Origin of the sequence: Phycicoccus sp. 3266 (assembly GCF_031456495.1) — a bacterium.
GTDB lineage: Bacteria > Actinomycetota > Actinomycetes > Actinomycetales > Dermatophilaceae > Pedococcus.
The window spans coordinates 489,950-516,592 of record NZ_JAVDUW010000003.1; the positions used below are offsets into that span (position 1 = coordinate 489,950).

A 26,643-nucleotide genomic window follows, 5' to 3' on the forward strand; every position below is an offset into this window, starting at 1 on the left:
CGAACCTACCCGGCGGGGGTGTCTGACGCCCCCTGCCAGGTCCAGCTCGCGACATCGGGCAGGTCGGCGAGGTTCTCGCGGATGTACGACTCGTGCTCGGCCAGCCGCTGGTCGCACAGGTCCTTGAGCTCGCGCCACCCCGGCGGCCGGGTCCGCGCCCGCCGCAGGACCTCCTTGGCGAGGTGGAAGCGGCTCATCCGGTTGAGCACGACCATGTCGAACGGCGTCGTGGTGGTGCCCTGCTCGCTGAACCCGCGGACGTGGAAGCGACCCGGGTTGGCGCGGCCGTGGATGAGCTGGTGGATCGCGCGCGGGTAGCCGTGGAACGCGAAGACGACGTGCCGCTCGGGGGTGAAGACGTCCTCGAAGTGGCTGTCGGAGAACCCGTTGGGGTGGTCGTTCTCCGGGATCAGCGTCATCAGGTCGATGACGTTGACGAACCGCACCTTGAGGTCGGGCACGTGCTCGCGCAGCAGGTCCGCGGCGGCGAGCGCCTCCTGGGTCGGCACGTCGCCGGCGCAGGCCAGCACGATGTCGGGGTCGTCGTCGGGGCCGCAGGTGCTGGCCCAGTCCCACATCGACGCACCGGCCGAGCAGGCCCGGGCGGCCTCCTCGAGCGAGAGGTACTGCAGGTGCTTCTGCTTGTCGACGACGATGAGGTTGACGTGGTCGGTGCCCGACAGGCAGTGCTCGGCGATCCACAGGGCGGTGTTGGCGTCCGGCGGCAGCCAGACCCGGACGACGCCGGGCGCCAGCGGCAGCAGGCAGTCGATGAGCCCGGGGCCCTGGTGGGAGAACCCGTTGTGGTCGTTGCGCCAGCAGGTGGACGTCAGCAGGATGTTGAGCGAGGACACCGACTCGCGCCACGGCAGCTCCTGCGCGTGCTGCAGCCACTTCACGTGCTGCACCGCCATCGAGGCCGAGACCATGGCGAACGCCTCGTACGTCGCGAACATCCCGTGCCGCCCGGACAGCAGGTACCCCTCCAGCCAGCCCTGGCACAGGTGCTCGCTCAGCACCTCCATGACCCGGCCGTCGGGCCCGAGGTGGTCGTCGGTCTCGCGCAGCGGCCCCATGAAGCACCGGTCGGTCACCTCGAAGACCGGCTGCAGCCGGTTGCTCGCCGTCTCGTCCGGGGAGAACAGCCGGAAGGTGCCGCCACCGTCCGGGCGGGCCGTCGCGGCATACAGGTCGCGCAGGAGGCGACCGGTCGTGATGGTGTTCTCGACCATCTCCCGGCCACGGCCGTCGGGGCTGACCTGCACCTCGTACGCCGACAGCTCCGGCATCGGCAGCGGCGTGCGCAGCCGGCCGCCGTTGGCGTAGGGCGTCGCCGACATGCGCAGGTCGCCCTCGGGGGCGAGCGCCCGCAGCTCGGGGACGAGCCGGCCGTCGCCGTCGAAGAGCTCGTCCGGCCGGTAGCCGCGCATCCACTCCTCGAGCATCCGCAGGTGCTCGGGGTTCTCGGCCAGGCCGGCGAGCGGCACCTGGTGGGCGAGGTTGGTGCCCTCGACCTGCCTGCCGTCGACGACGGCGGGGCCGGTCCATCCCTTGGGGGTGCGGAGCACGATGGCCGGCCACGCGGCCCGGTGGTCCCCCAGGTCGCTCCCGCGGCCGTCCTCGTCGGAGCGCGCGCCGTCCTGCGCCGCTCCCCCGCGGGCGGCGGCCTGGATCTCCCGGATCCGGTCGTGCGCCGCGGCCAGCGCCTCCCGGAACGCCGGGAACACCTCGCGCGGGTCGTCACCCGCCACGACGACCGGGTCCCAGCCCTGGCTGCGCAGGTACGCCTCGACGTCCTCGTCGTCGGTGCGCCCCAGCACGGTGGGGCCGGCGATCTTGTACCCGTTGAGGTGCAGGATCGGCAGGACGGCGCCGTCGCGGCGCGGGTTGAGGAAGTGCGGCAGCCGCCAGGACGCGGCCAGCGGACCGGTCTCGGCCTCGCCGTCGCCGACGACGCACGCCACGACGAGGTCGGGGTGGTCGAACGCCGCGCCGGCCGCGTGCACGAGCGCGTACCCGAGCTCGCCGCCCTCGTGGATGCTCCCCGGGGTCTGCACGCTGACGTGGCTGGGCACGCCGCCGGGCGAGGAGAACTGGCGGAACAGGCGGAGCACGCCCGCCGCGTCGTCGCCCACCTTCGGGTAGACCTCCGAGTACGTCCCCTCGAGCCACGCCGCCGCCACGAGGGCGGGGCCGCCGTGGCCGGGTCCGGTGACGTACAGCCAGCTCGACCCGGTCTCGCGGATCCGCCGGTTGACCAGGGCGTAGACCATCGACAGCCCCGGACTGGTCCCCCAGTGCCCGAGCAGGCGCGGCTTGGTGTGCTCCACGCGGAGCGGCTCGGTGAGCAGCGCGTTCTCACGCAGGTAGATCTGCCCGACCGTGAGGTAGTTGGCCGCAGCCCACCACCGCAGGTCGAGCTCGAGGTCCTCCGCGGCGTATCCCGGCGTCACGTCAGCAGGCATACCCCGCATCCGACCACGGGACGGCGCGCGCGTCCACGGGTCCGAGGACCTTGCCCCCGAGGTCGCGGATGTGCCTCAGTCGTCCAGCCGGGACTCGAACAGGCCCCGCACCGCGTCGTTGCCGCGCAGCAGGTCGAGGGCGTATGCCGCGTGGCCGGGCACGTAGCCGTTGCCCACCAGCATCCGCACGTCGGCCGCGACCCCCTCGGCGCCGAGCGCGGCCGCCGCGAAGTTGGTGGCCATCGAGAAGAAGATGATCGTGCCGCCCTGGGCGGTCGAGAGGATCGCGGGCTGCTCGCACCCCGGCACGTCGACGCACACCACGGTCACGTCAGCCGGGCCGCCGGCGGCGGCCACGGCCTCGGAGAGACCGAGCGGGCTGCGGGCGTCGGCGACGACGACCTCGTCGGCGAGGCCGGTGCCGGCGAGCAGGTCCGCCTCGCGCTGCACCGGGACGACGGCGATGCGCCGGCCGGCACCCGCCTCGGCGGCAGCGGCGAGCGACAGCGAGCCGGACTTCCCGGCTCCGCCGAGGACAACCACGGTGGGCGCGTGGCCGCTCGCGGCATACTCCCCCACCACCCGCGACACGAGGGCAGGTGCGCCGCACACGTCCATCACCATGAGGGCGAGGTCCGGGCCGAGGTCGTCGGGCAGCTTCGCGGCGATCGACCGGCCGAAGAGGATCGCGTGCCCGGCGGCGGGGACCCGCTCGGAGCTGCCGTCCCAGCGCTCGAGGCCGTCGGAGAGGACCAGCGGCGTCAGCGAGAGGGAGACCAGGGTCGCGACCCGGTCCCCCGGTGCCAGGCCCAGGGTCGACTCGGGGCCGACCTCCTCGACGGTGCCGATGAGCATGCCGCCGGAGCCGGTGACGGGGTTCTGCATCTTGCCGCGGGTGGCGACGATGTCGAGGACCTCGCTCCGGATCGCCGCACCGTCGCCGGCGTGCTTGTCGTGCAGCTGGCGATAGGAGGCGGCGTCGAGGTTGAGCGTCTCGACGGCGATGCGCACCTCGTCCGGCCACAGCTCCGGGCGGGCGTCGAGGCGCTGCGCCGCCTGGGGCAGCGAGGCCCCCGCGGGCTCGAGCACGCGGTGCAGGCCGACCGGGGACGAGGGGGTGTCCGGCACAGAATCTCCCATCAAGAGCGACACGCGACGCAAATACTGCGGTGACTGGTCGTGTTCGGTGGAACTTCTCCCGTATCCTGCCATGCATGAGCGCGACGATCGAGCAGCCCTACGCGTACCGCCACCGCGAGCTGGTGGAGCCGGACTGGACCCGCCTGCCCGGGTGGAAGGACGTCACCGCGCAGGACTGGGCCAGCGCCCAGTGGCAGCGCGTCCACTGCGTCAAGAACGTCCGCCAGCTGCGCGAGCTCATGGGCGACCTGCTGACCGAGGCCTTCTACGCCGACCTCGAGCGTGACCAGGCCGAGCGCGCCACGATGTCGATGCTCGTCCCGCCGCAGATGATGAACACGATGGTCCCGGCGACCGACGGCACCATGCCGGCCGCCGGCGAGGAGTTCACCCGGGCGTTCTACGCCGACCCGGTGCGCCGCTACATGCTCCCCGTCTTCAGCGACCGCCGCACCGACTGGCCGTCGCACCCGCACGCGACCCGCGACAGCCTGCACGAGCACGACATGTGGGTGGCCGAGGGGCTGACCCACCGCTACCCCACCAAGGTGCTCGCCGAGCTGCTGCCGACCTGCCCGCAGTACTGCGGGCACTGCACCCGCATGGACCTCGTCGGCAACTCCACGCCCGTCGTGGACAAGCTCAAGCTCGTGGGCAAGCCCGTCGACCGGTATGCCGCGATGCTCGCCTACCTGCAGCAGACGCCGCAGGTGCGCGACGTCGTCGTCTCCGGCGGTGACGTGGCGAACATGCCGTGGAAGAACCTCGAGGGCTTCCTCGACAAGCTGCTCGAGATCGACAACATCCGCGACATCCGGCTCGCGACCAAGGCGCTCATGGGCCTGCCGCAGCACTGGCTGCAGCCGGACGTCGTCGAGGGCGTCGGCCGCGTCGCGAAGAAGGCGCACGACCGCGGCGTGTCGCTCGCGATCCACACCCACGTCAACAACGCCCAGTCGGTGACGCCGCTGGTGGCCGAGGCAGCCCGCACCATGCTCGAGGTCGGCGTCCGCGACGTGCGCAACCAGGGCGTGCTCATGCGGGGCGTCAACGACACCCCCGAGCAGCTGCTCGACCTGTGCTTCGCCCTCGCCGACGACGCGATGATCACGCCGTACTACTTCTACATGTGCGACATGATCCCGTTCGCCGAGCACTGGCGGCTGTCGCTGGCCGAGGCCCAGCACCTGCAGCACTCGATCATGGGCTACCTGCCCGGGTTCTCGACGCCGCGCATCGTCTGCGACGTGCCGTTCGTGGGCAAGCGCTGGGTGCACCAGGTCGACCAGTACGACACCGAGAAGGGCATGTCGTTCTGGCGCAAGAACTACCGGACCTCGATCGAGGGTGCGGACACCGAGGCGCTGTCGCGCGACTACGTCTACTACGACCCGATCTACACGCTCCCGGAGTCGGGGCAGCGGTGGTGGCTCGAGCAGGGCGGCCACGAGGCTGCCCACGAGGCGGCGGTCGTGGCAGCGGCCGCGAGCCGCGAGGCCTCCCTCGTCTGACCGGCCCTCCCCCCGCAACACGGCAGTTGCTGGCACGAAACGGCAGTTCGCAAGCCCCGTTTCCCGTCAGCAACTGCCGTTTTGCGTGCCGGGGTTGGACGGCGACGCGCGAGGGTGTGACGTGGTCGACGTGAGACGTCGGTGTGCGTGGTGCAGGCCGTTCGCTAGGTTGCTCCCGTGACTGCCATCGCCCTCCCCCGCAAGCGTGTCCTGGCCGACGCCATCGCCGTGTCCGGCAAGGCGTCGCTCGTCCGTGACGCCGTCCTCGTCCTCGCCGGCACCGGGCTCGTCGCCCTGTCAGCGCAGGCCTCGATCCCGCTGCCGTGGACCCCGGTCCCGCTCAGCCTGCAGACCTTCGCGGTCCTGCTCACCGGCGCCTCGCTCGGCCTCGTCCGCGGTGGCCTGAGCGTGCTGCTCTACCTCGCCGCCGGCATGGCCGGTGTCGGCTGGTTCGCCGAGGGCCGGTCGGGGTGGCAGTTCGCCTCCTTCGGCTACCTCGTCGGCTTCGTCGTGGCCGCGGCCCTCGTCGGCAAGCTCGCCGAGCGTGGCGGTGACCGCACGGTCCTGCGCACCGCGGGGACCATGCTGCTCGGCAACGCCGTCATCTACGTCCTCGGTGTCGGCTGGCTCATGAGCTTCGCCCACGTCGGCCTGGCCAAGGGCCTGGCGCTGGGCTTCACCCCCTTCGTCGTCGGCGACCTCATCAAGACGGCCGTCGCCGCGGGTGTCCTGCCGGCCACGTGGTCGCTGGTCAACCGCTTCGGCCGCGGCTGACCCGTCCCCGTCCCGACCCGATCGTGGCGAAGCGTCGTGAGGCCGCCGGCACCCCGGCGACCACCGCGCTGACCCGGCTCGGCGTCGCGTACGACCTGCACCCCTACGAGCACGACCCCGCCGCCCCGTCCTACGGGCTGGAGGCCGCCGAGGCCCTCGGCGTCCCGCCCGCGCACGTCTTCAAGACGCTGCTGGTGCAGGGCGAGCGGGGTCTTGCCGTCGGGGTGGTGCCGGTCGACCGGACCCTCGACCTCAAGGCCGTCGCAGCCGCCCTGGGCCTGAAGAAGGTGGCGATGGCCGACCCGGCTGCCGCCGAGCGGTCCACCGGCTACGTCGTCGGCGGCATCTCCCCCGTCGGCCAGAAGCGGCCGCTCCCCACCGTCGTCGACGAGTCGGCCGCCTCGCTCGACCGGGTGTACGTGTCCGGCGGTCGCCGCGGCCTCGACCTCTCGCTCGACCCCGCCGACCTGGTGCGGGTCACCGGCGGGTCGTTCGCCCCGATCGCCCGCTGATCCGGCCTGCACGCAGAGCGAGATCCAGCGGCCCCGCTACTCCCAGGGGGTCGAGAGGACGACCGTGGTGCGTGTGGCCACGTTGGCCGTGGCACGGACCCGCGCCAGCAGCTCCTCGAGGTCGCCGGGCGTGCGGACCCTCGCCTTGAGGATGTAGTTCTCGTCGCCGGCCACCGAGTGGCACGCCTCCAGCTCGGGGAAGCCGTGCAGCCGTTCGGGGATGTCGTCCGGTGCCGCCGGGTCGAGGGGCGTGATCGAGATGAATGCCGTGAGCGGCAGGTCGAGCGCGGTGGGGTCCACGACCGCGGCATACCCCTTGATGACACCGCGCTCCTCCAGCCGGCGCACCCGCTGGTGCACCGCGGACGTGGACAGGCCCATGGCCTTGCCGAGGTCGGTGTAGCTCATCCGGCCGTCGGTGCGCAGCAGGTCGACGATGCGACGGTCGAGGTCTTCCACAGGCACAGCGTAGAGGCGCCCGTGGCAGCATGTCCGGCATGACCACGCCGGGCTCCGTTGGCCGACTGCTGCTGCTCGACTCCGCCTCGCTGTACTTCCGGGCCTTCTTCGGCGTGCCGGACCAGCGCAAGGACCCGGGACAGCCGCCCACGAACGCGATCCGCGGCTTCCTCGACATGCTCGCCTCGCTGGTGACCCAGTTCGAGCCCACGCACCTCGTCGCGTGCTGGGACAACGACTGGCGCCCCCAGTTCCGGGTCGACGCCATCCCGACCTACAAGACGCACCGCCTCGCCGACGGCGGCCTGGAGGAGGAGCAGGTCCCCGACGACCTCTCCCCCCAGGTGCCGGTCATCGTGGATGCCCTCGCCGCACTCGGCATCGCGCGGCTCGGCGCCGACGGGTACGAGGCGGACGACGTCATCGGGACCCTCACCGCGCGGCACAAGGGGTCGATGGCCGTCGACGTCGTGACGGGAGACCGCGACCTGTTCCAGCTCGTCGACGACGCCGCCGGGGTCCGCGTGGTCTACACGGCTCGTGGCGGCGTGCGCGACCCCGACCTCGTCGACCAGGCGTTCCTCCTCGCCAAGTACGCCATCCCCGACGGCCCGTCGTACGCCGACATGGCGGTCCTGCGCGGCGACACCAGCGACGGGCTGCCCGGGGTGGCCGGCATCGGCGAGAAGACCGCCGCGAAGCTCATCACCACCTACGGCTCCCTGGCGGCCCTGCGTGAGGCGCTCGAGGCGGGCGACCCTGCCCTCAAGGGGGCCCAGCGCGCACGCCTGGAGGCCGGCGCGGCCTACCTCGAGGTCGCGCCCAAGGTCGTCCAGGTGGCACCGGACGCACCGGTCCCCCACGTAGACACGAGCCTGCCGACGGAGGTGGCCGACCCGGCCCTGCTGAGCCGGGTCGCCAGCGAGTTCGGCGTGACGAGCTCGGTCAACCGCCTGCTGTCAGCCCTCCGCCTGGGCTGACCGCCGCGCCGGTCCACGCCCGCCCCCGTCCGACGACGGCGCCGCCCGGGACCCGGCGACGGGGTGCTCGGACTGGTCGCCGCGATCGGGTTCGCCCTCCCCGTCACGCTGACCCGGCCGGTCGGCCCGCGCCGAGCGACGACGCGCCAGCAGGTCGACAGCACTCGCCAGGAGGGCCAGGACGGCCAGCCCGGTCGCGACGAGCAGCGCCCGCGAGGCCGCGGAGGAAGGGCTGCCGTCGCTCACCAGGGTGAAGAAGACGGTGCCGACCAGCGCGATGCCCGCGGCGGTGCCGATCCGCTGCCCCGTCTGCAGGACGCCGCCGGCGGTGCCGGCCTGCTCCACGGGCACCTCGGCCAGCGTGAGCGTGACGTTGGGCGAGATCACCATGCCGCTGCCGAGCCCGGCGACCAGCAGCGGACCCGCGAGGTACCAACCGGTGCCGGTGCGGGCGTGGTCGAGCACGACCGCGGCGCCCACGAGCCCGGCGACCACGAGCGCGAGCCCCACCGTCACCAGGGAGCGCCCGAAGCGGCCGACGAGGCGACCCCCGACGAACGAGGTCACCGCCGACCCGAGCGCGAACGGGGTCACCGCCAGGCCCGCCATCAGCGCCGAGTAGTGCAGGGCGCGCTGGAAGAAGATGGTCAGGACGAAGAAGATGCCGGTGAAGGCCGAGAAGTACACGAGGGCCACGGCCGCGCCCGAGGAGTAGCCGGGCAGCCCGAACAGGCGCAGGTCGACCAGCGGCGTGCGGCCACGACGGGCATACGCCCTCTCCCACAGGACGAACGCGACCACGAGGGCGGCCCCGACCGCGGCCCACCAGGCCGGGACGCTGCGACCGCCCGACTGCCCGTGGCCGGTCTCGACGAGGGGCAGCAGGAGTGCCAGCACGCCGGCCCCGAGCAGCACCGTCCCGAGCGGGTCGAGGTCCTCGCGCCTGCGCACCCGGGCGCTCGGGGCGGGCAGCCAGCGCATCGCCAGGACCACCGCCGCCACGACGACGGGGAGGTTCACGAAGAAGACCCAGCGCCAGCCCGTGCCGGGGCCGACCGCGGAGATGATGAGGCCGCCGGTGACCGGGCCCACCGCGGTCGACAGGCCGATGGTCGCGCCGAGCATCCCGAAGGCGCGCCCGCGCTCGGCCCCCCGGAACAGCTCCTGGATCAGGCCGGACACCTGCGGGTTGAGCATCCCGCCGCCGACGCCCTGCAGGAGCCGGGCGGCCACGAGCACGGCGCTGCCCGTGGCGAGGCCGCACAGGAGGCTGCCCACGCCGAACACGACGACCCCCGCGACGAACATGCGCCGGCGCCCGGTCGCGTCCCCGATGCGGCCGGACGGCACGAGGGCCAGGCCGAAGGCGAGGGCGTAGCCGGACACGACCCACTGCAGGTCGCTCGTCGGGGCGTGGAGACCGCGCTCGATCGACGGGAGCGCCACGTTGACGATGCTCACGTCGAGCAGCGTCATGAAGCCTGCGACGAGGCAGACCGCCAGCGCCCGCCAGCGCCGCGGGTCGGGACCGTCGGACGTCCCCTGCCGGCCCGACGCGTCCGGGCGGTCGCCCGTCCCGCCTGCCTCAGGGGTGTCGGTCGCTGGTGCGGGTGCCGGGTCGCTCACCGTCCCACCCTCCGTCGCGCCCCTGGACCCGGCAACCCGGGGAAGTGCGTGTCCGGCGCTCAGTCCCGGAACGTGTCCGCAGCGGCCTGGATGCGCGTGACGTACGCCTCCCACCAGTCCGCGCCGCCCTGGGCGTCGCGGTCGCGCCCTGCCTGCCCGTCGAGCGTCTCGCGCAGGATCTCGGCGTGGCCGGCGTGCTGGGCCGTCTCGGCGACGACCCGAACGACGAGGTGGCCGAAGGTCGTGTGCCGTGTCTCAGGGCGCCACCACGCCACCTCGGCCGGGGCGTCGAGGGGCACCGCGGCCAGCGAGGCGTCGCTGAGCGCCCAGGCCCGCCGGTACAGGCCCTCGAGGTGCTCGCGCGACTCCCCTGCCGTCGCCCACAGGTCGGCCGACTCCCAGACGGACCCGTCCTCGTTCCACGGCAGCACAGGCGCCTCGCGACCCACGGACTCGACGAGGTAGGCGAGCTCGACCCCGGCGAGGTGCTTGACCAGCCCGAGGAGGTTCGTGCCACTGGGGACCAGCGGCCTGCGGACGTCGTACTCCCCCAGCCCGTCGAGGGTGCGCATGAGGGCGTCGCGTCCCTGCTGCAGGTAGCGGTGCAGGTCCGCGGCATACCCGGTCAGGGGCGGGAGGTCGCTCACCAGGCGAACGTACCCCCGTCCGGCGACACCACCGCGGCCGGTGACACCACCGCGGCCGGTGGCACCACCGCGTCCGCCGCCCCGCCGGCGTCGCCGAGCCCTGGTCGAGTCCTAGTCGAGCCGGTCCGCGGCCACCACGCCACGCATGACCGCGTCGACGGCCTTGCGCGCCGTCGTGCGCAGGTGCGGTTCGGGCGCGGCGTCACCGATCTGGCCGAGGAGGTCGACGACCTGCTTGCACCGCCGCACGAAGTCGCCCGCCGCCATGTCCGAGCCGCGCAGGACCTCCTCGAGCCGGCGCCCGCTCGCCCACCGGTGCATCATCCAGGCCATCCCGGCGTCGGGGTCGCCGGTCAGCGGCAGGCCGAGGTCGCGCTCCCGGTCCTCGAGCTCGGACCACAGCCGCGTCATCTCGCGCACCGCCTCGGCCACCTCGTCGGTCGGCATGCGCGGGCTGACGTCGGTCTCGTCGCGACGCGGCTCGTGGATGAGCGCGGAGACGACGGCCGCCAGGCCGGCAGGGTCCAGCCGCTTCCAGACCCCGAGGCGCAGGCACTCGGCGGCCAGCAGGTCCTTCTCGGTGTACAGCCGGCGCAGGTGCTCGCCCTGCTCGGTGACGGCGGACGCGTCGTCGGACAGGTAGCCCATCTCCGACAGCAGCGTGCAGATCCGGTCGAAGGTCCGGGCGACGGAGTTGGTGCGGCCCTCCACCTTGCGCTGCAGCCCGACCGTCTCGCGCTTGAGCCGCCACCACCGCTCGGCCCAGCGGGCGTGCTCCTCCCGGTCCGGGCACTGGTGGCAGGGGTGTGCGCGCATCCTGCGGCGCAGGTCGGCGACCCGCTCGTCCTCGGTCACGGCGTGCCCGGCGCCTCCCACGGCGCCCCGCTTGGGTGGCGGGTCGTGCGGCACCGCGATGCGCAGGGTGGTCGCGAGGTCACGGCGGGCCTTGGGGCTCTTGGCGTTGAAGTGCGGTGGCACCTTGGCAGTCGTGACGGGCTCCACCGGGGCGGGTACGTCGGTGAGGGTGAGGCGCACCAGGTGCTTGTCCTCGGTGACGACCGACGGGAGGGTCGTCTCGCCGCGGTGGGTGCGCGCCGGCTCGACGACAACGGCCCAGCCCGCCCTGCGACCCGCGGGGATCTTGATGACGTCGCCGATGCGCAGGGACTCCAGCGAGATCGCCGCCGCCGCCCGCCTGCTCGCCGAGCGGGCCTTGGCGCCCTCCTTCTCGACCTGCGCGATCTCGCGCCGCAGCGCGGCGTACTCGGCGAAGTCTCCGAGGTGGCACTGCATGGCCTCGGCGTACCCCTCGAGCCCCTCCTCGTTGCGGCGGACCGAGCGGGCGATCCCGACGACGGCCCGGTCGGCCTGGAACTGCGCGAACGAGGTCTCGAGGATCTCCCGGGCGGTCTCGCGACCGACCTGGGCCACGAGGTTGACGGCCATGTTGTACGTCGGGCGGAAGGACGAGCGCAGCGGGTAGGTGCGGGTGGAGGCGAGGCCGGCCACGGCCATGGGGTCCATCCCGCGGTTCCACTGCACCAGGGCGTGGCCCTCGACGTCGATCCCCCGGCGGCCGGCCCGTCCGGTGAGCTGGGTGTACTCCGCCGGCGTCACGTCGGCGTGCGTCTCGCCGTTGAACTTGACGAGCTTCTCGACGACGACGGTCCGGGCCGGCATGTTGATGCCCAGCGCCAGGGTCTCGGTGGCAAAGACCATCTTGGTGCGTCCTGCGGTGAACAGCTCCTCCACGATCTCGCGGAAGGTCGGCAGCATCCCCGCGTGGTGGGCCGCGAAGCCGCGCGTGAGCCCGTCGACGAAGTCCCAGTAGCCGAGCACGCCGAGGTCCTCGTCCGCCAGGGACGACACCCGCTCCTCGACGACCCGGCGGATCCGGTCGCCCTCCGCCTCGGGGATGAGCCGCACGCCGTCGCGCAGCAGCTGCCCGACCGCGGCCTCGCACCCGACCCGGCTGAAGATGAAGGTGATCGCCGGGAGCAGGCCGTCGCGCTCGAGGCGGCGCACGACCTCCGAGCGGGTCGCTCCCCCGCCGGGACGACCACCCGAGCCGCCCATCACGCGGGCCGGCCCCGGGGCCCCGCCACCGTTGCCGCCGGGGCCGGCCGGGGCCCGCCGGCCGCCGCCGCGTCCGTAGCGGTCCCCACCGCGCCCGTACCGGTCGCCGCCCCGGCCACGTCCCCCGCGGCCGCCGGAGTCCCAGCCGCTGCGCTGCTCGGTCGTGCGGATGGCCTGCAGCAGCTCGGGGTTGACCCGCGTCGCGCCGTCACCGGTGGCCGGTGCCGAGGCCTCGTCGACGAAGAGGTCGTACATGCCCTGCCCGACCATCATGTGCTGCCACAGCGGCACCGGCCGGTGCTCGGCGACGATGACGTCGACGCCGCCACGCACCTCGGACAGCCACGCCCCGAACTCCTCGGCGTTGCTGACCGTGGCCGACAGCGACACGACCTGCACGTCCTGCGGCAGGTGGATGATGACCTCCTCCCACACGGCCCCGCGGAACCGGTCGGCGAGGTAGTGCACCTCGTCCATGACCACGAACCCGAGCCCGCGCAGGGTGGTCGACCCGGCATACATCATGTTCCGCAGGACCTCGGTGGTCATGACGACGACGGGCGCCTCGCCGTTGACCGAGGAGTCGCCGGTGAGCAGCCCGACGTTGGCGGCGCCGTGCTGGCGGACCAGGTCGTTGTACTTCTGGTTCGACAGGGCCTTGATCGGCGTCGTGTAGAACGCCTTGCGTCCCGTCGCCATCGCCAGGTGCACCGCGAACTCGCCGACGATGGTCTTGCCGGCGCCGGTGGGCGCCGCGACGAGCACGCCGCGACCGGACTCGACGGCGGCGCAGGCCTCCTCCTGGAACGGGTCGAGCGGGAAGTCCAGCGTGTCCGCGAAGGCGGTGAGCTGGGGCCCTCGACGGGCCGCACGCTGGACCGACGCGGCATACCTCTCGGCGGGGGTGGCCATGGGGCGAGACTACGTGGCGGGTGGCGTCAGCACCGTCAGGGCACCCGGCACGGTCTCGAGGGTGAGGGGCAGCGGGGCGAACCGCTCCCCGTCGGCGTATGCCACGATGCCGTCGGCCTCGAGCGTCACCTCGCGCCCGCGCAGCACCTCCACGGCCGGGTGGCCGAGGTGGCGGCCGGAGAAGACCTTGGGGAAGACCTTGAGGAACTCCATGGTGCTGATCTCGTGCAGGACCACCACGTCGGCGAGGCCGTCGTCGAACCGGGCGTCCGGCGCGATCCGCATGCCGCCGCCGTACGACGGCCCGTTGGCCACGACGACGAGCATCGCCCGCGTCTCGTGCCGGACGCCGTCGACGGTCACGGCGTACGGGATGGCGTGGAAGAGCGGGAGCTCGCGCAGGATGGCGAGGTTGTACCGCATCTGGCCCTTGGGCCACGGCCAGGTGTTGGCGCGTTCGTTGACGAGGGAGTCGAACCCGGCGCCCAGCACGCCGGCGTACCACCGGTGCACCCCGTGGACGTCGATGTGTCGCACCGCGTCGATGCTGCGCGGGACACCCGTCGTGACGAGGTCGGCCGCCCGCACGGGGTCGTGCACGGGCAGGCCGAGCCCCCGGGCGACGTCGTTGCCCGTCCCGGCGGCGATCACCGCCAGCGGCGTCTTCGTCTCCGCCGCGAGGTTCACCCCCAGGTGGACCATGCCGTCGCCGCCGACGACCGCCAGCACGTCCAGGCCCTGCGCGATGGCGCCGAGCGCGCGGTCGCGCGCCGCGGCATACGTCTCGTCGGAGAGGTCGAGGACCTCGTGGCCGGCCGCCCGCAGGCGGTGGGCGACCTCGAGCCCCAGGCTCATGCCGCGGTTCTTGCCGGAGGTCGGGTTGACGACCAGGCCGACCCGCCTGGCGCCTGCGGGGAGGGGTGCCACGCGCGGAGGCTACAGGCTCGAGGCCTCGTCGTCGGCCACGTCCGCCCACTCCGGACGCGCCCGTCGACGGCTGCGCTCGATGAGCTTGGCGACGCCGATCGCCGCGAAGTACAGGACGACCAGCGGGCCGGCCATGAGGAACATGGTGAACGCGTCGGGCGTCGGGGTGAGGATCGCCGAGAGCACGAAGATGCCGAAGACCGCCGGGCGCCAGGCCTTGATCATCGCCGAGGACGGCAGCACCCCGATCGCGCTGAGCGCGACGAGGAACACCGGCATGAGGAACGCCCCACCGAAGGCGAGGATGAACCGGGTGACGAACGAGAAGTAGTCCGACACCTGCTGGATGTTCGAGGCCCCCGACGGGGTGAAGCCGTACAGCACGGCGAGCACCTTCGGCAGCACCCAGTACGCCAGGGCGCAGCCCCCGAGGAACAGCGGCACGGTGGCGGCGATGAACGCCAGCGAGATGCGCCGTTCCTTCTTGGTCAGGCCCGGGACGATGAACGCCCAGAGCTGGTAGAGCCACACCGGGCTCGCGACGATGACGCCGGCGAAGATCGAGATGCTCAGCTGCTGGGAGAACGCCGCCGTGGCATTGCCGAAGTTGAGGCTGATCGCGCTGCCGGGGTGCGCGTTCTTGTAGTCGTTGAACGGCGCGGCCAGGCGACCGTAGATCTCCGGGTAGTAGATCCAGCCCAGGACCGACAGGACCAGGACCGCGACCGCCGCGATGACGACGCGCCGGCGCAGCTCGCGCAGGTGGTCGCCCAGCGACATCCGCCCGTCGGGGTTTCGGGCACGGCGGAACGCCATCGTGGGCAGGGTGGGCGTGTCGGTCGAGGTCAGGCTGCGCCGGAGGAGTTGTCCGTGCGGGGCGAGTTGTCCTCACGCACCGGGGTGGTCCCGGCCGCGTCGGTCTCGGTGCCGGGCACGGTCTCGCCCTTGACGGTGTCGCGGCTGGCGGCGCTCTTGCCGTTCTTGCCGTCGTTCTTCATCTCGTCCACCTCGGACTTGAAGATGCGCATCGACCGCCCGATCGACCGCGCGGCGTCCGGGAGCCGCCGGAAGCCGAAGAGAACGATGAGCAACACGATCAGGATGATCAGGTGCCATCCCTCGAACAGTCCGCGTCCCATGGTGGTTCGTTCCCTTCAGCCGGGTGCCCGGCGTGGTGTCGTGCTGTGTCGTGGCCAGTCTAGGCGGCGCGCGACCGTCGGTGGTGCGCCAGTCCACGTGGCGCGTCGTGGGTGTCGGCGCCGGGTCGGCGCCTCAGTCCAGGTGTCGTGCCCAGGCCGGGCGGCGGGCCGCCTGTCGGGCCCGTCGCTCCTGCCTCAACGAGGCACGGGTGCGTTCGCGTTCCCGCCGCAGCAGCCGCGGGTCGCCGAACAGGTCCGGGGTGGGCGGCTCCGAGCGGTCGCCGAGGCGGTCGGCAGCAGCCTCGAGCGCGGCCACGGTCTCCGAGGCCCGGGTGAGCTCGGCGGTGAGCTCCTTGAACTGCCCCCAGACGCCCCAGGCCCGCGAGGCGAGGTACACCACCGCCACGACCACGAGCAGCGCCCAGATGAGCACCCACCACCACATGCGTTCGACCCTACCGGTCCGCCGGCGTGGCGTCCGGATCCGCCCCGTATGCCGCGAGCGCCTCGCGGGCGCCCTGCGCCACCGCGGTCGCGACTTCACTGGGGGCGACGACCGTGCCACCGCCGCCCAGGCGCCACAGGAGCCGCCGCAGCCACAGGGTGTCGGCGGTGCGCAGCGTCACCGTCTGCGACCCGTCAGGGGCGTCCTGCACCGACTCGACCGGGTAGTAGTCGCTGACCCAGCGCGCCCCGGGCTCCAGCCGCAGGGTCACCAGCGTGTCGTCGGGGCGCGGGGTGAAGGCCCCGGCGTCGAGGTCGCGCAGCTGGGCGTCCGGCGGGGGCGTGCCGTCGACGGCGAGCACCTCCAGCGCCGTGATGCGGTCCATCCGGAACGTGCGCGTGTCCTGCGCGCGGTGGCACCAGCCCTCGAGGTACCAGCGCGAGTCGAGGTTGACCACGCGCATGGGGTCGACGTCCCGCTCGGTCGACTCGTCCCGGCTGGGCACGAGGTACGTCAGGTGCACGCGGCGGTGCTGCTCCACGGCGCGCCGGGCGTCGGCGAGCAGCTGGGCCTCCACGCCCTCGTCGATCGCGACCTGCACCCGGGCCGCGGCCTCGCTGCTGGCGCCGGTCGCCTCCTCCAGCTTGGCCATGGCCCGCTCGATCGCGTCCCGTTCCCCCAGCCCGGGGACACTGGCGAGGGCGCGCAGCCCCACCATCAGCGTGAGGGCCTCGTCGCGGCCCAGGCGCAGCGGCCGGGCGATGGTGTCGGCGTTGCTGACGAAGACGCGGCCGCCCTCCCACTCGGCGTCGATGAGCTCGTCGGGCATCTGGCCGTAGCCGCACAGGTAGAGCAGCCGCAGGTCGGTCTCGAGCTGCTCGGGGCTGATGCCCAGGTCGGCAGCGGCCTGCTCGACGTCGATGCCCTGGCGGTTGACCAGCCACGGCACCATCGTGAGCAGGCGGCCGAGCCGGTCGGTGGCGGTCTCCTGCGGTGGACGGGGGGTACGGGCGCTCATGCGGCACCCCCGTGGGCCGCGAGGGCGCCGCGCAGCCGGGCGACGACGAGGTCGCGCACCTCTGCCGGCTCCTCCACCACGACGTCGGCGCCGTAGCCGCTGACCTCGTCGGCCAGGGCGTCGTCGTCGGTGAACGGCACCTCCAGGTGGGTCCAGTCCCCCATGTCGGTGCTGGTCGTGGCCCGCCGGCGCAGGGTGTGGCCGCGTCCTGCGCGCACCCGGACCCGGGCGGTCCGCGGCCGCTGCTCCCCCACCGTGGTGCGGATCATCTCCTGGGCGCGGTGGTCGGCCGGCACGGTGTAGGGCTCGGCCCGGCGCACCTCGGCGACGGCGCCGTCGATCCGCGACAGCCGGAACACCCGCGGCGCCTCCCGGTCGAGGTCGAAGCCGGTGAGGTACCACCGGCCGTGCCACGAGGCCAGGCCCCACGGCTGCACGCGCCGCTCCTGCACCTCTCCGGCCCCGCCGGTCTGGTAGCCGAACCGGATGGTGCGCTGGGCGACGACGGCGTTCTTCACGGCCTCGAAGGCGGGCTCGCGGGTGCCGAGGCGCGGCTCGATGCCGACGAGGGAGTCGCCGTCGCGCTCGATCCCGGACGCCTTGAGCTTGCGCAGCGCCTGCGCCGCCGGGCCGGCCAGGGAGGCGTGCGCCCAGGTGCGGCTGGCGAGGCCGAGCACGGCGAGCTCGTCGGGCTCGAACGCCACGTCCGGAAGGGCGTACTCGCGCTGGTCGATCCGGTACCCCACCTCGTCGTCCCAGAGGCCGCCGATGTCCTCGGTCACGAGCGGGATGCCGAGCTCGCGCAGCTCGTCCTTGTCGCGCTCGAACATCCGGTCGAAGGCCTCGTCGGTCTTGGCGTCGCCGTACTGCGGCACGACGTCGCGGATCCGCGACTTGGGCAGCGGGCGCCGGGTGTACAGCAGGCAGAGGACGAGGTTGAGCAGCCGCTCGGTCTTCGCCGCAGGGCCGGTGGGTGAGCTCACCGGCCCGACGCTACCGGAGTGGCCGCCCGCGGCCGGTGGCTACTCTGCGTGTCGTGATGCAGTGGCGCGAGGGTGTCGTCGAGCAGGTCCGCGACCGCTGGCCGGGGGCGGTGGAGTATGCCGTGCGCCTCGCCGGCAACGGTGGCACGGTCCGGGCGCTGGCGTACACCGCGCTGGTCGGTGAGCCGGAGGTCGGCGACCGCGTGTTGCTCAACGCCTCCGCCCTGCTGCGGGGGCTCGGCACCGGCGGCCTCGCCTTCGTGGTGGCCACGCCCGACCGCCTCCCGGCCGACCCGCCCCCGCAGGACGGCCACATCGTCAAGGCCCGGTACACGCCACAGCAGCAGATGTTCCTCGCGGTCGACGAGCAGGACAGCCCCCACCACGCGACCCTCACGTCCGGCCCGGCGGTCGAGGTCGAGCTCGCCGGCATGCCGGTCGTCGTCGCGGACCTGCACTCGGCCCTGCCGGCGGTGCTGGCCGGGGTCCGCGCCGAGCGCCCGGGTGCCGTGGTCGCCTACGTCATGACCGACGGCGGGGCGCTGCCGATCGCGTTCTCGCGCACCGTCGCCGCGCTGCGCGAGGCCGGCTGGCTGGCGGGGACCGTCACCGTGGGCCAGGCCTACGGCGGCGACCACGAGGCGGTGACCCTGCACAGCGGGCTGCTCGCGGCCCGGCACGTTCTCGAGGCCGACGTCGTCGTCGTGACCCAGGGTCCCGGCAACGTGGGCACCGGCACCCGGTGGGGCTACACCGGTGTGGCCGCCGGCGAGGCCCTCAACGCGGCCCACACCCTGCACGGGCGCGGCGTCGCGGCCCTGCGCGTCTCCGACGCCGACCCCCGCCCCCGGCACCGCGGCATCTCCCACCACAGCACCACGGCATACGGCCGGGTCGCCCTCGTGCCCGCGGACGTGCCGGTGGCGAGCAGCGGCGACGAGTTCGGCGCCCTGGTCCTGGGCCAGGCGCGTGAGCTGGCCGCAGGCGCGGCCGGGGCCCTGACGGTCCGGGAGGTCCCGGTCGACGGGCTCGACGCGGCCCTGCGCGGGGCGCCGGTGCGCCTGTCGACCATGGGTCGCGGCCTCGACGAGGACCACGCGGCCTTCCTGCACAGCGCAGCAGCCGGGCGGTGGGCCGCCCGGCTGCTGTCGGAGTAGCTGCTGCGCGGTTCAGCGACCGCGCGGGAGGTGCGTGCTCAGCGCACGTCGACGAGGTCGACGACGAAGATCAGGGTCTCGCCCGGCTTGATGACCGCACCGGCGCCGCGGTCGCCGTAGCCGAGGTGCGGCGGGATGACCAGCTTGCGCCGGCCGCCGACCTTCATGCCGACGATGCCCTGGTCCCAGCCCTGGATGACGCGGCCCGCGCCGAGCGGGAAGTCCAGCGGCGCGCCGCGGTTCCACGACGCGTCGAACTCCTCGCCGGTGGAGTGCGCGACGCCGACGTAGTGCGCCAGCACGGTGTCGCCGGCCTTGGCCTCGCGGCCGTCACCCTCCTTGAGGTCCTCGATCACGAGGTCGCTGGGCGCCTCGTCACCGGGGAAGTCGATCTCCGGCTTGGTCGTGTTCGGGTCGAAGCCCATGTGGCTCTCCTGTTCGTTCGCGGGTCGGGGTGCGGCCGATGTCGTGCGGGTCAGTAGGCCGCGAGGATGTCGACGACGAAGACGAGCGTGTCGGTGCCCTTGATGCCGGCCTGCGGCTGGCCGGCGGCGCCGTACCCGTCCGCCGGCGGCACGAGCAGGAGCAGCCGGCTGCCGACCGTGGAGCCCACGATGGTGGAGTCCCAGCCCTTGATGACCTGCTGCTTGCCGATGACCGTCTCGAAGTACTTCTGCGGCGTCTTGGCCGAGGAGTCGAAGACCTTGCCGGTCGACAGGACCGCACCGGTGTACGCGACGCGGACCGTCTGGCCGGACTCGACCTTCGGGCCCGTGCCCTCGATGAGCGGCTGGCGGATGGTCTTGGCCGGGGCCTTGGCGTTCTTGGGCATGGTGATGGTCGCCTGCTGGCCGGGCTCGACCTTCACGGTCGGCAGGCCGGCGGCGGGCTTGACCTCCTTGCCCTCGGCGGACGCGAGCGGCTTGGTGGCCGACTGCACGTCCATGAGGAACACGACGGTGTCCTTGGCCCCGACCTTGAGCTCGGTGTTGCCCTGGGTGCCGAAGGCGTCCTTCGGCGGCATGGCGACGAGGATGCGCGAGCCGACCTTCTGGTTGGCCAGGCCCTTCTTGAGCCCGGGCAGCAGGTCGGTGGCGCCGAGGTTCAGGCCCAGGTTCTGCTTGCCGTAGTTGGAGTCGAGCACCGAGGAGTCCTTGCCGTTGAGCAGGACGTACTTGATGCTCACGATCTCGTCGTTGCCCACCACGGGGCCGGAGCCGGGCTTGAGGACGCGGGTGGTCGTGTCCGTGACGCTGAGCGGCTGCGGCTGGACCTTGACGGTGGGGGCGGTGGTGTCACTGCCACCCGTGACGGTGATCTTGTCGAGGGGCGAGCCCTTGCCGTCGCTGCCGCTGCCGCAGGCGGTGAGGGTCAGGGCCGCCGCGAGGACGGCAGCGCCGAGGGCATGGATACGTCGTGGGTGCACGGTGGGGGCTTTCGATCGGGGTCGGACCAGCGCCCACCATAACCACGGGGGCTGTGTGTTCCCGAAACGGGCTCAGCCGCGCATGCCCTCGATGAGCCGCTCGACCCGGGCGTCGACCGCGGCGAACGGGTCCTTGCAGAGCACGGTCCGCTGGGCCTGGTCGTTGAGCTTGAGGTGCACCCAGTCGACGGTGAAGTCGCGCCGGTGCTCCTGGGCCGCCTTGATGAAGTCGCCGCGCAGCTTGGCGCGGGTCGTCTGCGGCGGCGTGGTCTTGGCCTCGAACACCTCGGGGTCGGTGCAGACGCGGGTGGCACGGCCGTGCTTCTGCAGCAGGTAGAACAGCCCGCGCTGCCGGTTGACGTCGTGGTACGCGAGGTCGAGCTGGGCGATGCGCGGGTGCTCCATCGGCAGGTCGTGCTTGGCCATGTACCCGGTGATGAGCTTGTGCTTGATCACCCAGTCGATCTCGGTGTCGACCAGCGACAGGTCCTGGGTCTCCACGGCCCGCAGGGTGCGCTCCCACAGGTCGAGGACCTGCTTGTGGATCGGGTCCTGGAGCCCCTCGCGGTCCGCGAAGGCGGTGGCCCGCTCGAGGTACTCGCCCTGGATCTGCAGCGCCGACAGCTCCCGGCCGTTGGACAGCCGCACCGTCTTCCGCCCGGTCATGTCGTGGCTCATCTCGCGGATGGCCCGGATCGGGTTCTCCAGGGTGAGGTCGCGCACGACCACGCCGGCCTCGATCATCCGCAGGACGAGGTCGGCCGAGCCGACCTTGAGCATCGTCGTCGTCTCGCTCATGTTCGAGTCGCCGACGATGACGTGCAGCCGGCGGTAGCGCTCGGCGTCCGCGTGCGGCTCGTCGCGGGTGTTGATGATCGGCCGGCTGCGGGTGGTGGCGGAGGAGACGCCCTCCCAGATGTGGTCGGCGCGCTGGCTGACGCAGTAGGTCGCGCCCTTGCTCGTCGTGACGACCTTGCCCGCGCCGCACGTGATCTGGCGGCTGACCAGGAACGGGATGAGCACGTCGGACAGCTGCTGGAACTCCCCTGCGCGGCCGACGAGGTAGTTCTCGTGGCAGCCGTAGGAGTTGCCGGCGGAGTCGGTGTTGTTCTTGAAGACGTAGATCTCGCCCTCGATGCCCTCCTCGACGAGCCGCTCCTGGGCGTCGGCGACGAGCCCTTCGACGATCCGCTCCCCCGCCTTGTCGTGCACGACGAGCTGGCGGACGTGGTCGCACTCGGGCGTGGCGTACTCCGGGTGCGAGCCGACGTCGAGGTACAGCCGCGACCCGTTGGACAGGAACACGTTCGAGGACCGGCCCCACGAGACGACCTTGCGGAAGAGGTAGCGCGCGACCTCGTCAGGCGTGAGCCGCCGCTGACCCTGGAAGGTGCAGGTGATGCCGTACTCGTTCTCGATCCCGAAGATCCGGCGCTCCATGACGACACTCTAGGCCGCACCCGCCCGCCGGGGGCGGCCGTCCACGCATCGGCGCTGGTCAACGCCCACTTGGTAAAGGGATGGTCCGAAAGGTCCTGCCCTGGCTGCATCTGGGGTCCGGCATGCGAGAGACTGACGCCATGCCCGACGCCCCCACGGACGCGGCGAGCCGGACCCAGGGCCAGACGACCGTCCAGGTCGGTGACCTGACCCGGCACACCCAGTCCATCCTCGAGCGCGCGCAGGCCTACGCCGACGCCATGCGAGCGGAGACCGACGAGGTCCTCGCCACGGCCCGGTCGGAGGCCGAGGCGCTGCGCGAGCGTGCCCGCGAGCTGCTCGAGGACGCCGAGCGACGGCACGCCGACGCCGCCCGGGACCGCGACCAGGCCGGCCGGGCGCTCGAGGAGGCCCAGCAGGAGGCGCAGTCCCTCGTCGCCGACGCCGCCGAGCAGGCCTCCATGCTCACCGAGTCGGCCACCCGCACCAGCGACGAGGCCGTCACCTCGGCACGCGCCGAGGCCCAGTCCCTGCTGGAGGAGGCGACCGCGCGCGCGGAGCAGCTGCGCGCCGCTGCCCAGTCCGACTACGACGCGGCCATGGCGCGGTATGCCGCGCACGAGCAGGAGCGTGACGCGGCCTTCGCCGCCGGGGTGGAGCGGATGGACGCCCACTTCGCCCAGCGTGACGAGGAGCAGCAGGCCGAGCTCGCCGCCCTGCGCGAGGCCGCCGAGCGCGACGTCGCCGAAGTCCGCGCGCGGGCCGAGGCGGAGTCCGAGCGGCTCACGGGTGAGGCCGTGCTGCTGCGCCAGGAGGCCGAGCGCGAGGCCGCGGCCCTGCTCGAGCAGAGCCGCACCGACGCGCGGGAGCGCCTCGAGCGGGCCCACGCCGAGGCCGGCGAGATCATGAGCCAGGCCGAGGAGCACCTCAAGTGGGGCCAGGACACGGTCCGCCGGATCCTCGACGAGGGCGAGGCCGAGGTGGCCCGGCAGCGCCGGGAGACCCACCGCGAGCTGGCCTCGCGCATGCGCTCGCGCCGCCAGCTCATCCAGAGCGCGCTTGCCCGTGCCGCGCACCGGGCCCGGTCCGAGCGGGAGGCCGCGCGGGCCGAGGCGGAGCGGCTGCGCGCCCAGGCCGAGGCCGTCATGACCGCCGCCCAGGCGCACGCCCAGCGGACCACGACCGCGGCGGAGGAGCACGCGGAGCGCGTGCAGCTGTCCGCGGCGGAGACCGAGCGCGCCGCCGACGAGCGGGCTCGTCGCAGGGTCGAGGAGGCCGAGAAGGCAGCCCGCCTGGTGCGTGAGCGCACCGCGGTCGAGATCGAGCGCCTCCAGCGCGAGACGCACGAGAACCACCGCCAGGCCCGTGACCAGCTCGTGAGCACGACCACGCAGGCACGCGCCGAGGCCGACCGCGTCCGTGCCGAGGCCCGGGCGATGCTGGACCGCGCACGGGCGGAGGTCGCCGTGCTGGCCGCCCGGCGCGAGGACATCACCAAGCAGCTCGGCCACCTCTCCGGCGTCATCGACGCCCTCGCCGTGCCCGAGCGCCCGGCCGCCGCCGATCCGGCAGCGACCTCGACCGACGACGCCAGCCACGACTCCCCCACCACCGACTCCCCCACCACCGAGAACGAACGGACCGACCATGAGTGACACCACCTCCTTCCGCAGCGTGCTGCGCGGCTACGACCCGGCCCAGGTCGACCAGTGGCGCGCGGAGAACGCCAGCGCGTTGGAGCAGGCCCGGCGCGAGGCCGCCGAGCGCACCGTCGAGGTGAGCGAGCTGCGTGCCTCGCTCGCCGCGGCGCAGGAGGAGCAGGCCCAGATCCGCCGCTCCCTGCAGGAAGTGCAGGCCGAGCAGCGCAAGGCCGCTGCACCGACCTACACCGACCTCGGTGAGCGCATCGGCGCGATCCTGACGATGGCCGACGAGGAGGCCGCCGAGATCCGGGCCAACGCCAGGGCCGACGCCGAGACGCTCGCCGGCACCTCGCGGCTGGCCGCCGACCAGGCGCGCACGGACGCCGACCGCTACGCCGAGTCGGTGCGGGCCAAGGCGGACGCCGAGGCGACCCGCGTGGTCGAGCAGGCCAGGCAGCAGGCCGACGCGATCCTCGACGACGCCGACCGCGAGGCCTCCGCCCGTCGCGAGGAGGCCGAGGCCTTCTACGAGCACCAGCGTGCGCGGGCCGCCGCGTCGGCCGCGGACTTCGAGGCCACCCTGGGGCAGCGCAGGGACAAGGCCGCCGCCGAGTTCGCCGCCCAGATGGCCCAGCACGAGCAGGCGCTGACCCAGGCGCAGCAGCGTGCGGAGCAGCTCGGCGCCGAGAGCGAGCGGGCCCACGCCGACGCCCAGGCCGAGAGCACCCGCCTGCTCGAGAGCGCCCGGGCCGAGGCCGAGCAGGTCGTCACCTCGGCCCGCGAGCAGGCCGAGCGCATCCGTCGCGACTCCGAGCGCGAGCTCGCTGCCGCAACCGCACGCCGCGACAGCATCACCGCCCAGCTCAGCAACGTGCGGCAGATGCTGGCGACGCTCGGCGGCGCCGCCATGGTCGGCGAGCTCGACGAGGCCGTCGCGCCCGTCGCGGACCAGCCGGCCGCAGCCGCCGAGGCCGGTCGGGACGAATCGGCCGCCGCCGGCGACGCGGCGCCCGAGGAGGACGTCGCCGAGCAGGACGTCGCGGACGAGGAGCCGGCGACGCAGGACGCCGAGGCCGACGAGCCGGGCCCCGACGCGCAGGCCGACGACGACGATGCCGACGCCGACGAAGCCGACGACGAGGAGTCCGACGCGGACGACGAGGCCGAGGTGGACCGCCGGGCGGCCAGCCGCGCCTGACCCCGCACCGACGACGGGAGCGTCCCCACCCGGGGGCGCTCCCGTCGCGCGTCAGCCCTCAGCGCAAGCGGTCGACAGCCCATCCGGGACCGTGGTTGCGTGACGCCATGGCGAGGTTCCTGGTACTGGGTGGGACGGCGTGGCTCGGCCGGGAGGTCGCCGAGCAGGCGCTGCGTGCGGGGCACGACGTCACCGTCCTGGCGCGCGGGGAGTCCGGTCCACCCCCGGCGGGCGCGCACGTCGTGACCGCCGACCGCAGCCACCCGGAAGCGTACGACCAGGCCGGCGGCGAGTGGGATGTCGTCGTCGACGTCGCACGCCAGCCCACCCACGTGCGTGGCGCGGTCGCCGCCCTCGGGCCCCGCACCGGGACGTGGGTCCTCGTCTCCTCCTGCTCGGTCTACGCCGGCCACGACCAGCCGGGAGCCGACGAGTCGGCACCGCTCCTCGAACCCTGCGAGGTCGACGAGGACGGCTTCGAGACCTACGGCGCACGCAAGGTCGCCTGCGAGCAGCACGTGCTCGCGGCCCTGCCCGACCGCGCCCTGGTCGCCCGGGCAGGCCTCATCGGCGGCCCCGGGGACGTCTCGGACCGCACCGGCTACTGGCCCCTGCGCTTTGCCCACCCGGCCACGACCGACGGCTCGGTCCTCGTCCCCGACATCCCGCTGACGACCCAGCTGGTCGACGCCCGGGACCTCGCGGCCTGGCTCGTCGGGGCCGGTGCGCAGGGCGCGACCGGTGTGGTGAACGCCTCCGGTCCGACGCTCCCCCTCGCCGAGCACCTCGCCACCGCGCGGCGGGTGGCCGGGCACGACGGTGACGTGGTCGCGGTCCCGCCGCAGTGGCTCGAGGACCACGGCGTGGCGCCGTGGAGCGGCGAGCGGTCCCTGCCGTTGTGGCTCCCGCTGCCGGAGTATGCCGGGTTCATGGCGCGCGACACCTCCGCCGCGGAGGCGCTCGGCCTGCTGACCCGGCCGCTGGAGGACACCCTGCGGGACGTGCTGGAGTGGGAGCTCCGGCAGGGGCCGGGGAGGCCGCGCCGGGCCGGGCTGTCCCCCGGTGACGAGCGCGAGCTGCTGGCCACCGCGCGGCACGACCTCGCCCCGTGAGCGGCGCACACGCGTGCTCCCGTGAAGTGGGTCTGCGCACCATGTCCGGGGCCACCGGGGGCCCGTAGCGTCGTCGGTCCGACAGGACGACCGGCAGGGGGAACGACGTGGACGCTGGGACCCGCGAGGTGCCGGTGGCCGGTGGTCCGCTGACGGTGCACGTGCTCGCGCAGGCGCCGGCCGAGGCTGGGACGGTCCTCGCGCTGCACAGCATCTCCTCGAACGGGCTGGCCTGGCGGCCGCTCGCCGCGACCCTGGCCGGCCGGGTGTCGGTGGTGGCGCCGGACATGCGCGGTCGGGCGGAGAGCTCAGGGCTGCGCTCCACCGGGCTCGCCGACCACGTCCGCGACGTGCTTGCCGTCGTCGACCACCTCGGCCTCGAGCGTCCCGTGCTCGCCGGCCACTCGATGGGCGCGTTCGTGGCCGCCCTGGCCGCGGCGAGCCGTCCCGACGTCGTGGGCGGCGTGCTGCTCGTCGACGGCGGCCTCTCCTACCCGAGCCCGGGCACCTTCGACGTGGACGAGGTGATCCACGGCATCATCGGCCCGGCCATGGACCGGCTGACCATGACCTTCGAGGACCCCGAGGCGCACCTCGGTCACTGGCGGGCGCACCCGACCCTGGGCCCCGCCCTGGCCGGCACGAACGGCGACGCGCTCGCGGCATACCTGCAGCACGACCTGGCCGGCGCACCGGGCGCCCTGCGCTCCTCCAGCTCGCTGGAGTGCGTCCGCGCCGACTGGACCGACATGATGAGCGACCCGGCCACCCTCGCGGCGGTGCACACCCTCCAGTGCCCGGCCGTGCTCGCCTGGGCCGCGCGTGGCCCGCTCGGGCTGGAGCCCGGCCTGTACTCCCCCGCCCGCCTGGCCGAGGCGCACCTGCCGGCGGACGTCCGCACCCTGAGGCTGGACTCCGACCACTACGGCACCCTGCTCGACCCGGCGAGCCTCGACGCGCTGGCCGACGCCCTCCTCACCCTCGTCTCTGGTCCACGATCCGGACGGCCCATCCACATCCCGGTCAGGTAACGGCATGTTTGGTCTCGGCAAA

Annotated in this window: 24 protein-coding genes; 9 read left to right on the forward strand and 15 right to left on the reverse strand. The window is 73.5% G+C overall.

What is annotated here, in order from left to right; all coding sequences use genetic code 11:
• Positions 1-5: 5 nt before the first annotated feature.
• Together J2X64_RS16755 and J2X64_RS16760 are read right to left on the reverse strand one after the other, a co-directional pair.
• Positions 6-2,465, reverse strand: coding sequence for a phosphoketolase family protein (locus tag J2X64_RS16755; protein WP_310156932.1), 2,460 nt, complete (start codon positions 2,463-2,465; stop codon positions 6-8).
• A gap of 75 nt (positions 2,466-2,540) precedes the next feature.
• Positions 2,541-3,593: an L-erythro-3,5-diaminohexanoate dehydrogenase gene (locus J2X64_RS16760; protein WP_310156933.1), complete on the reverse strand. Its 1,053-nt coding sequence runs from the start codon at positions 3,591-3,593 to the stop codon at positions 2,541-2,543.
• Positions 3,594-3,679: 86 nt separating this feature from the next.
• On the opposite strand from J2X64_RS16760, the gene J2X64_RS16765 reads away from it, so the two are divergent.
• From J2X64_RS16765 to ybaK, 3 genes are all read left to right on the forward strand, one after another.
• Complete coding sequence (locus J2X64_RS16765; RefSeq protein WP_310156934.1) at positions 3,680-5,116, forward strand: lysine 2,3-aminomutase; 1,437 nt, start codon at positions 3,680-3,682, stop codon at positions 5,114-5,116.
• A 177-nt stretch (positions 5,117-5,293) separates the two neighbouring features.
• Positions 5,294-5,890 carry a biotin transporter BioY gene (locus tag J2X64_RS16770; protein WP_310156935.1) on the forward strand — a complete coding sequence of 199 codons (597 nt, stop codon included), beginning with the start codon at positions 5,294-5,296 and terminating at the stop codon, positions 5,888-5,890.
• Between the two features lie 23 nt (positions 5,891-5,913).
• A complete protein-coding gene (ybaK, locus tag J2X64_RS16775) occupies positions 5,914-6,402 on the forward strand; it encodes a Cys-tRNA(Pro) deacylase (RefSeq protein WP_310156936.1) in 489 nt (162 codons plus the stop codon).
• A 36-nt stretch (positions 6,403-6,438) separates the two neighbouring features.
• Here ybaK and J2X64_RS16780 read toward each other — a convergent pair whose 3' ends face one another.
• The gene (locus J2X64_RS16780) at positions 6,439-6,861 is read right to left on the reverse strand and encodes an Lrp/AsnC family transcriptional regulator (RefSeq protein WP_310156938.1); all 423 of its coding nucleotides are present in this window, start codon (positions 6,859-6,861) and stop codon (positions 6,439-6,441) included.
• 38 nt (positions 6,862-6,899) lie between these two features.
• Here J2X64_RS16780 and J2X64_RS16785 point away from each other — a divergent pair, with 38 nt between their 5' ends.
• A complete protein-coding gene (locus J2X64_RS16785) occupies positions 6,900-7,841 on the forward strand; it encodes a 5'-3' exonuclease (protein ID WP_310156940.1) in 942 nt (313 codons plus the stop codon).
• Here J2X64_RS16785 and J2X64_RS16790 read toward each other — a convergent pair.
• The 9 genes from J2X64_RS16790 to J2X64_RS16830 form a co-directional block, all read right to left on the reverse strand.
• Entirely contained in the window at positions 7,821-9,467 is a 1,647-nt protein-coding gene (locus J2X64_RS16790; protein ID WP_310156942.1) for an MFS transporter, read from the reverse strand. The genes J2X64_RS16785 and J2X64_RS16790 overlap by 21 nt on opposite strands.
• A 59-nt stretch (positions 9,468-9,526) precedes the next feature.
• Positions 9,527-10,114: a DinB family protein gene (locus J2X64_RS16795; protein ID WP_310156944.1), complete on the reverse strand. Its 588-nt coding sequence runs from the start codon at positions 10,112-10,114 to the stop codon at positions 9,527-9,529.
• A gap of 111 nt (positions 10,115-10,225) precedes the next feature.
• Positions 10,226-13,102, reverse strand: a complete 2,877-nt coding sequence (locus J2X64_RS16800; protein WP_310156946.1) for a DEAD/DEAH box helicase — start codon at positions 13,100-13,102, stop codon at positions 10,226-10,228.
• A 9-nt stretch (positions 13,103-13,111) separates the two neighbouring features.
• Positions 13,112-14,029: a YegS/Rv2252/BmrU family lipid kinase gene (locus J2X64_RS16805; protein ID WP_310156948.1), complete on the reverse strand. Its 918-nt coding sequence runs from the start codon at positions 14,027-14,029 to the stop codon at positions 13,112-13,114.
• A 9-nt stretch (positions 14,030-14,038) separates the two neighbouring features.
• Positions 14,039-14,845, reverse strand: a complete 807-nt coding sequence (gene tatC / locus J2X64_RS16810; RefSeq protein ID WP_310156950.1) for a twin-arginine translocase subunit TatC — start codon at positions 14,843-14,845, stop codon at positions 14,039-14,041.
• 29 nt (positions 14,846-14,874) lie between these two features.
• On the reverse strand, positions 14,875-15,168 hold the full coding sequence (gene tatA, locus J2X64_RS16815) for a Sec-independent protein translocase subunit TatA (RefSeq protein WP_310156952.1): 294 nt from the start codon (positions 15,166-15,168) through the stop codon (positions 14,875-14,877).
• Positions 15,169-15,301: 133 nt separating this feature from the next.
• On the reverse strand, positions 15,302-15,613 hold the full coding sequence (locus J2X64_RS16820) for a hypothetical protein (RefSeq protein ID WP_310156954.1): 312 nt from the start codon (positions 15,611-15,613) through the stop codon (positions 15,302-15,304).
• A gap of 10 nt (positions 15,614-15,623) precedes the next feature.
• Entirely contained in the window at positions 15,624-16,631 is a 1,008-nt protein-coding gene (locus J2X64_RS16825; RefSeq protein ID WP_310156956.1) for a WYL domain-containing protein, read from the reverse strand.
• Positions 16,628-17,614 (reverse strand): WYL domain-containing protein, encoded by a 987-nt coding sequence (locus J2X64_RS16830; RefSeq protein WP_310156959.1) that lies wholly within the window; start codon positions 17,612-17,614, stop codon positions 16,628-16,630. Before J2X64_RS16830 ends, J2X64_RS16825 begins: the two co-directional genes overlap by 4 nt.
• A gap of 53 nt (positions 17,615-17,667) precedes the next feature.
• Here J2X64_RS16830 and J2X64_RS16835 point away from each other — a divergent pair, with 53 nt between their 5' ends.
• Entirely contained in the window at positions 17,668-18,771 is a 1,104-nt protein-coding gene (locus tag J2X64_RS16835) for a DUF3866 family protein (RefSeq protein WP_310156961.1), read from the forward strand.
• Positions 18,772-18,809: 38 nt separating this feature from the next.
• Here the strand turns inward: J2X64_RS16835 and J2X64_RS16840 are convergent, their stop codons facing one another.
• From J2X64_RS16840 to pafA, 3 genes are all read right to left on the reverse strand, one after another.
• Positions 18,810-19,196, reverse strand: a complete 387-nt coding sequence (locus J2X64_RS16840; RefSeq protein ID WP_310156962.1) for an FKBP-type peptidyl-prolyl cis-trans isomerase — start codon at positions 19,194-19,196, stop codon at positions 18,810-18,812.
• A gap of 50 nt (positions 19,197-19,246) precedes the next feature.
• Positions 19,247-20,197, reverse strand: a complete 951-nt coding sequence (locus J2X64_RS16845) for an FKBP-type peptidyl-prolyl cis-trans isomerase (RefSeq protein ID WP_310156964.1) — start codon at positions 20,195-20,197, stop codon at positions 19,247-19,249.
• Positions 20,198-20,269: 72 nt separating this feature from the next.
• Positions 20,270-21,637, reverse strand: a complete 1,368-nt coding sequence (pafA, locus tag J2X64_RS16850; RefSeq protein ID WP_310156966.1) for a Pup--protein ligase — start codon at positions 21,635-21,637, stop codon at positions 20,270-20,272.
• A 140-nt stretch (positions 21,638-21,777) separates the two neighbouring features.
• Here pafA and J2X64_RS16855 point away from each other — a divergent pair, with 140 nt between their 5' ends.
• From J2X64_RS16855 to J2X64_RS16870, 4 genes are all read left to right on the forward strand, one after another.
• The gene (locus J2X64_RS16855; RefSeq protein WP_310156968.1) at positions 21,778-23,292 is read left to right on the forward strand and encodes a hypothetical protein; all 1,515 of its coding nucleotides are present in this window, start codon (positions 21,778-21,780) and stop codon (positions 23,290-23,292) included.
• On the forward strand, positions 23,285-24,478 hold the full coding sequence (locus J2X64_RS16860) for a hypothetical protein (RefSeq protein WP_310156970.1): 1,194 nt from the start codon (positions 23,285-23,287) through the stop codon (positions 24,476-24,478). The genes J2X64_RS16855 and J2X64_RS16860 overlap by 8 nt, the downstream gene beginning before the upstream one ends.
• Positions 24,479-24,585: 107 nt before the next feature.
• On the forward strand, positions 24,586-25,590 hold the full coding sequence (locus J2X64_RS16865; RefSeq protein WP_310156972.1) for an NAD-dependent epimerase/dehydratase family protein: 1,005 nt from the start codon (positions 24,586-24,588) through the stop codon (positions 25,588-25,590).
• Between the two features lie 107 nt (positions 25,591-25,697).
• Entirely contained in the window at positions 25,698-26,621 is a 924-nt protein-coding gene (locus tag J2X64_RS16870) for an alpha/beta hydrolase (RefSeq protein WP_310156974.1), read from the forward strand.
• The last annotated feature ends 22 nt before the right edge of the window (positions 26,622-26,643 follow it).

Excerpts from the sequence above, each read along its gene's own strand:
- J2X64_RS16755 (WP_310156932.1), bottom strand. The coding sequence starts at position 2,465 with ATGCCTGCTGACGTGACGCCGGGATACGCCGCGGAGGACCTCGAGCTC.
- J2X64_RS16765 (WP_310156934.1), top strand. The coding sequence starts at position 3,680 with ATGAGCGCGACGATCGAGCAGCCCTACGCGTACCGCCACCGCGAGCTG.
- J2X64_RS16785 (WP_310156940.1), top strand. The coding sequence starts at position 6,900 with ATGACCACGCCGGGCTCCGTTGGCCGACTGCTGCTGCTCGACTCCGCC.
- J2X64_RS16800 (WP_310156946.1), bottom strand. The coding sequence starts at position 13,102 with ATGGCCACCCCCGCCGAGAGGTATGCCGCGTCGGTCCAGCGTGCGGCC.
- tatC (WP_310156950.1), bottom strand. The coding sequence starts at position 14,845 with ATGGCGTTCCGCCGTGCCCGAAACCCCGACGGGCGGATGTCGCTGGGC.
- tatA (WP_310156952.1), bottom strand. The coding sequence starts at position 15,168 with ATGGGACGCGGACTGTTCGAGGGATGGCACCTGATCATCCTGATCGTG.
- J2X64_RS16820 (WP_310156954.1), bottom strand. The coding sequence starts at position 15,613 with ATGTGGTGGTGGGTGCTCATCTGGGCGCTGCTCGTGGTCGTGGCGGTG.
- J2X64_RS16825 (WP_310156956.1), bottom strand. The coding sequence starts at position 16,631 with ATGAGCGCCCGTACCCCCCGTCCACCGCAGGAGACCGCCACCGACCGG.
- J2X64_RS16840 (WP_310156962.1), bottom strand. The coding sequence starts at position 19,196 with ATGGGCTTCGACCCGAACACGACCAAGCCGGAGATCGACTTCCCCGGT.
- pafA (WP_310156966.1), bottom strand. The coding sequence starts at position 21,637 with ATGGAGCGCCGGATCTTCGGGATCGAGAACGAGTACGGCATCACCTGC.
- J2X64_RS16855 (WP_310156968.1), top strand. The coding sequence starts at position 21,778 with ATGCCCGACGCCCCCACGGACGCGGCGAGCCGGACCCAGGGCCAGACG.
- J2X64_RS16860 (WP_310156970.1), top strand. The coding sequence starts at position 23,285 with ATGAGTGACACCACCTCCTTCCGCAGCGTGCTGCGCGGCTACGACCCG.
- J2X64_RS16865 (WP_310156972.1), top strand. The coding sequence starts at position 24,586 with ATGGCGAGGTTCCTGGTACTGGGTGGGACGGCGTGGCTCGGCCGGGAG.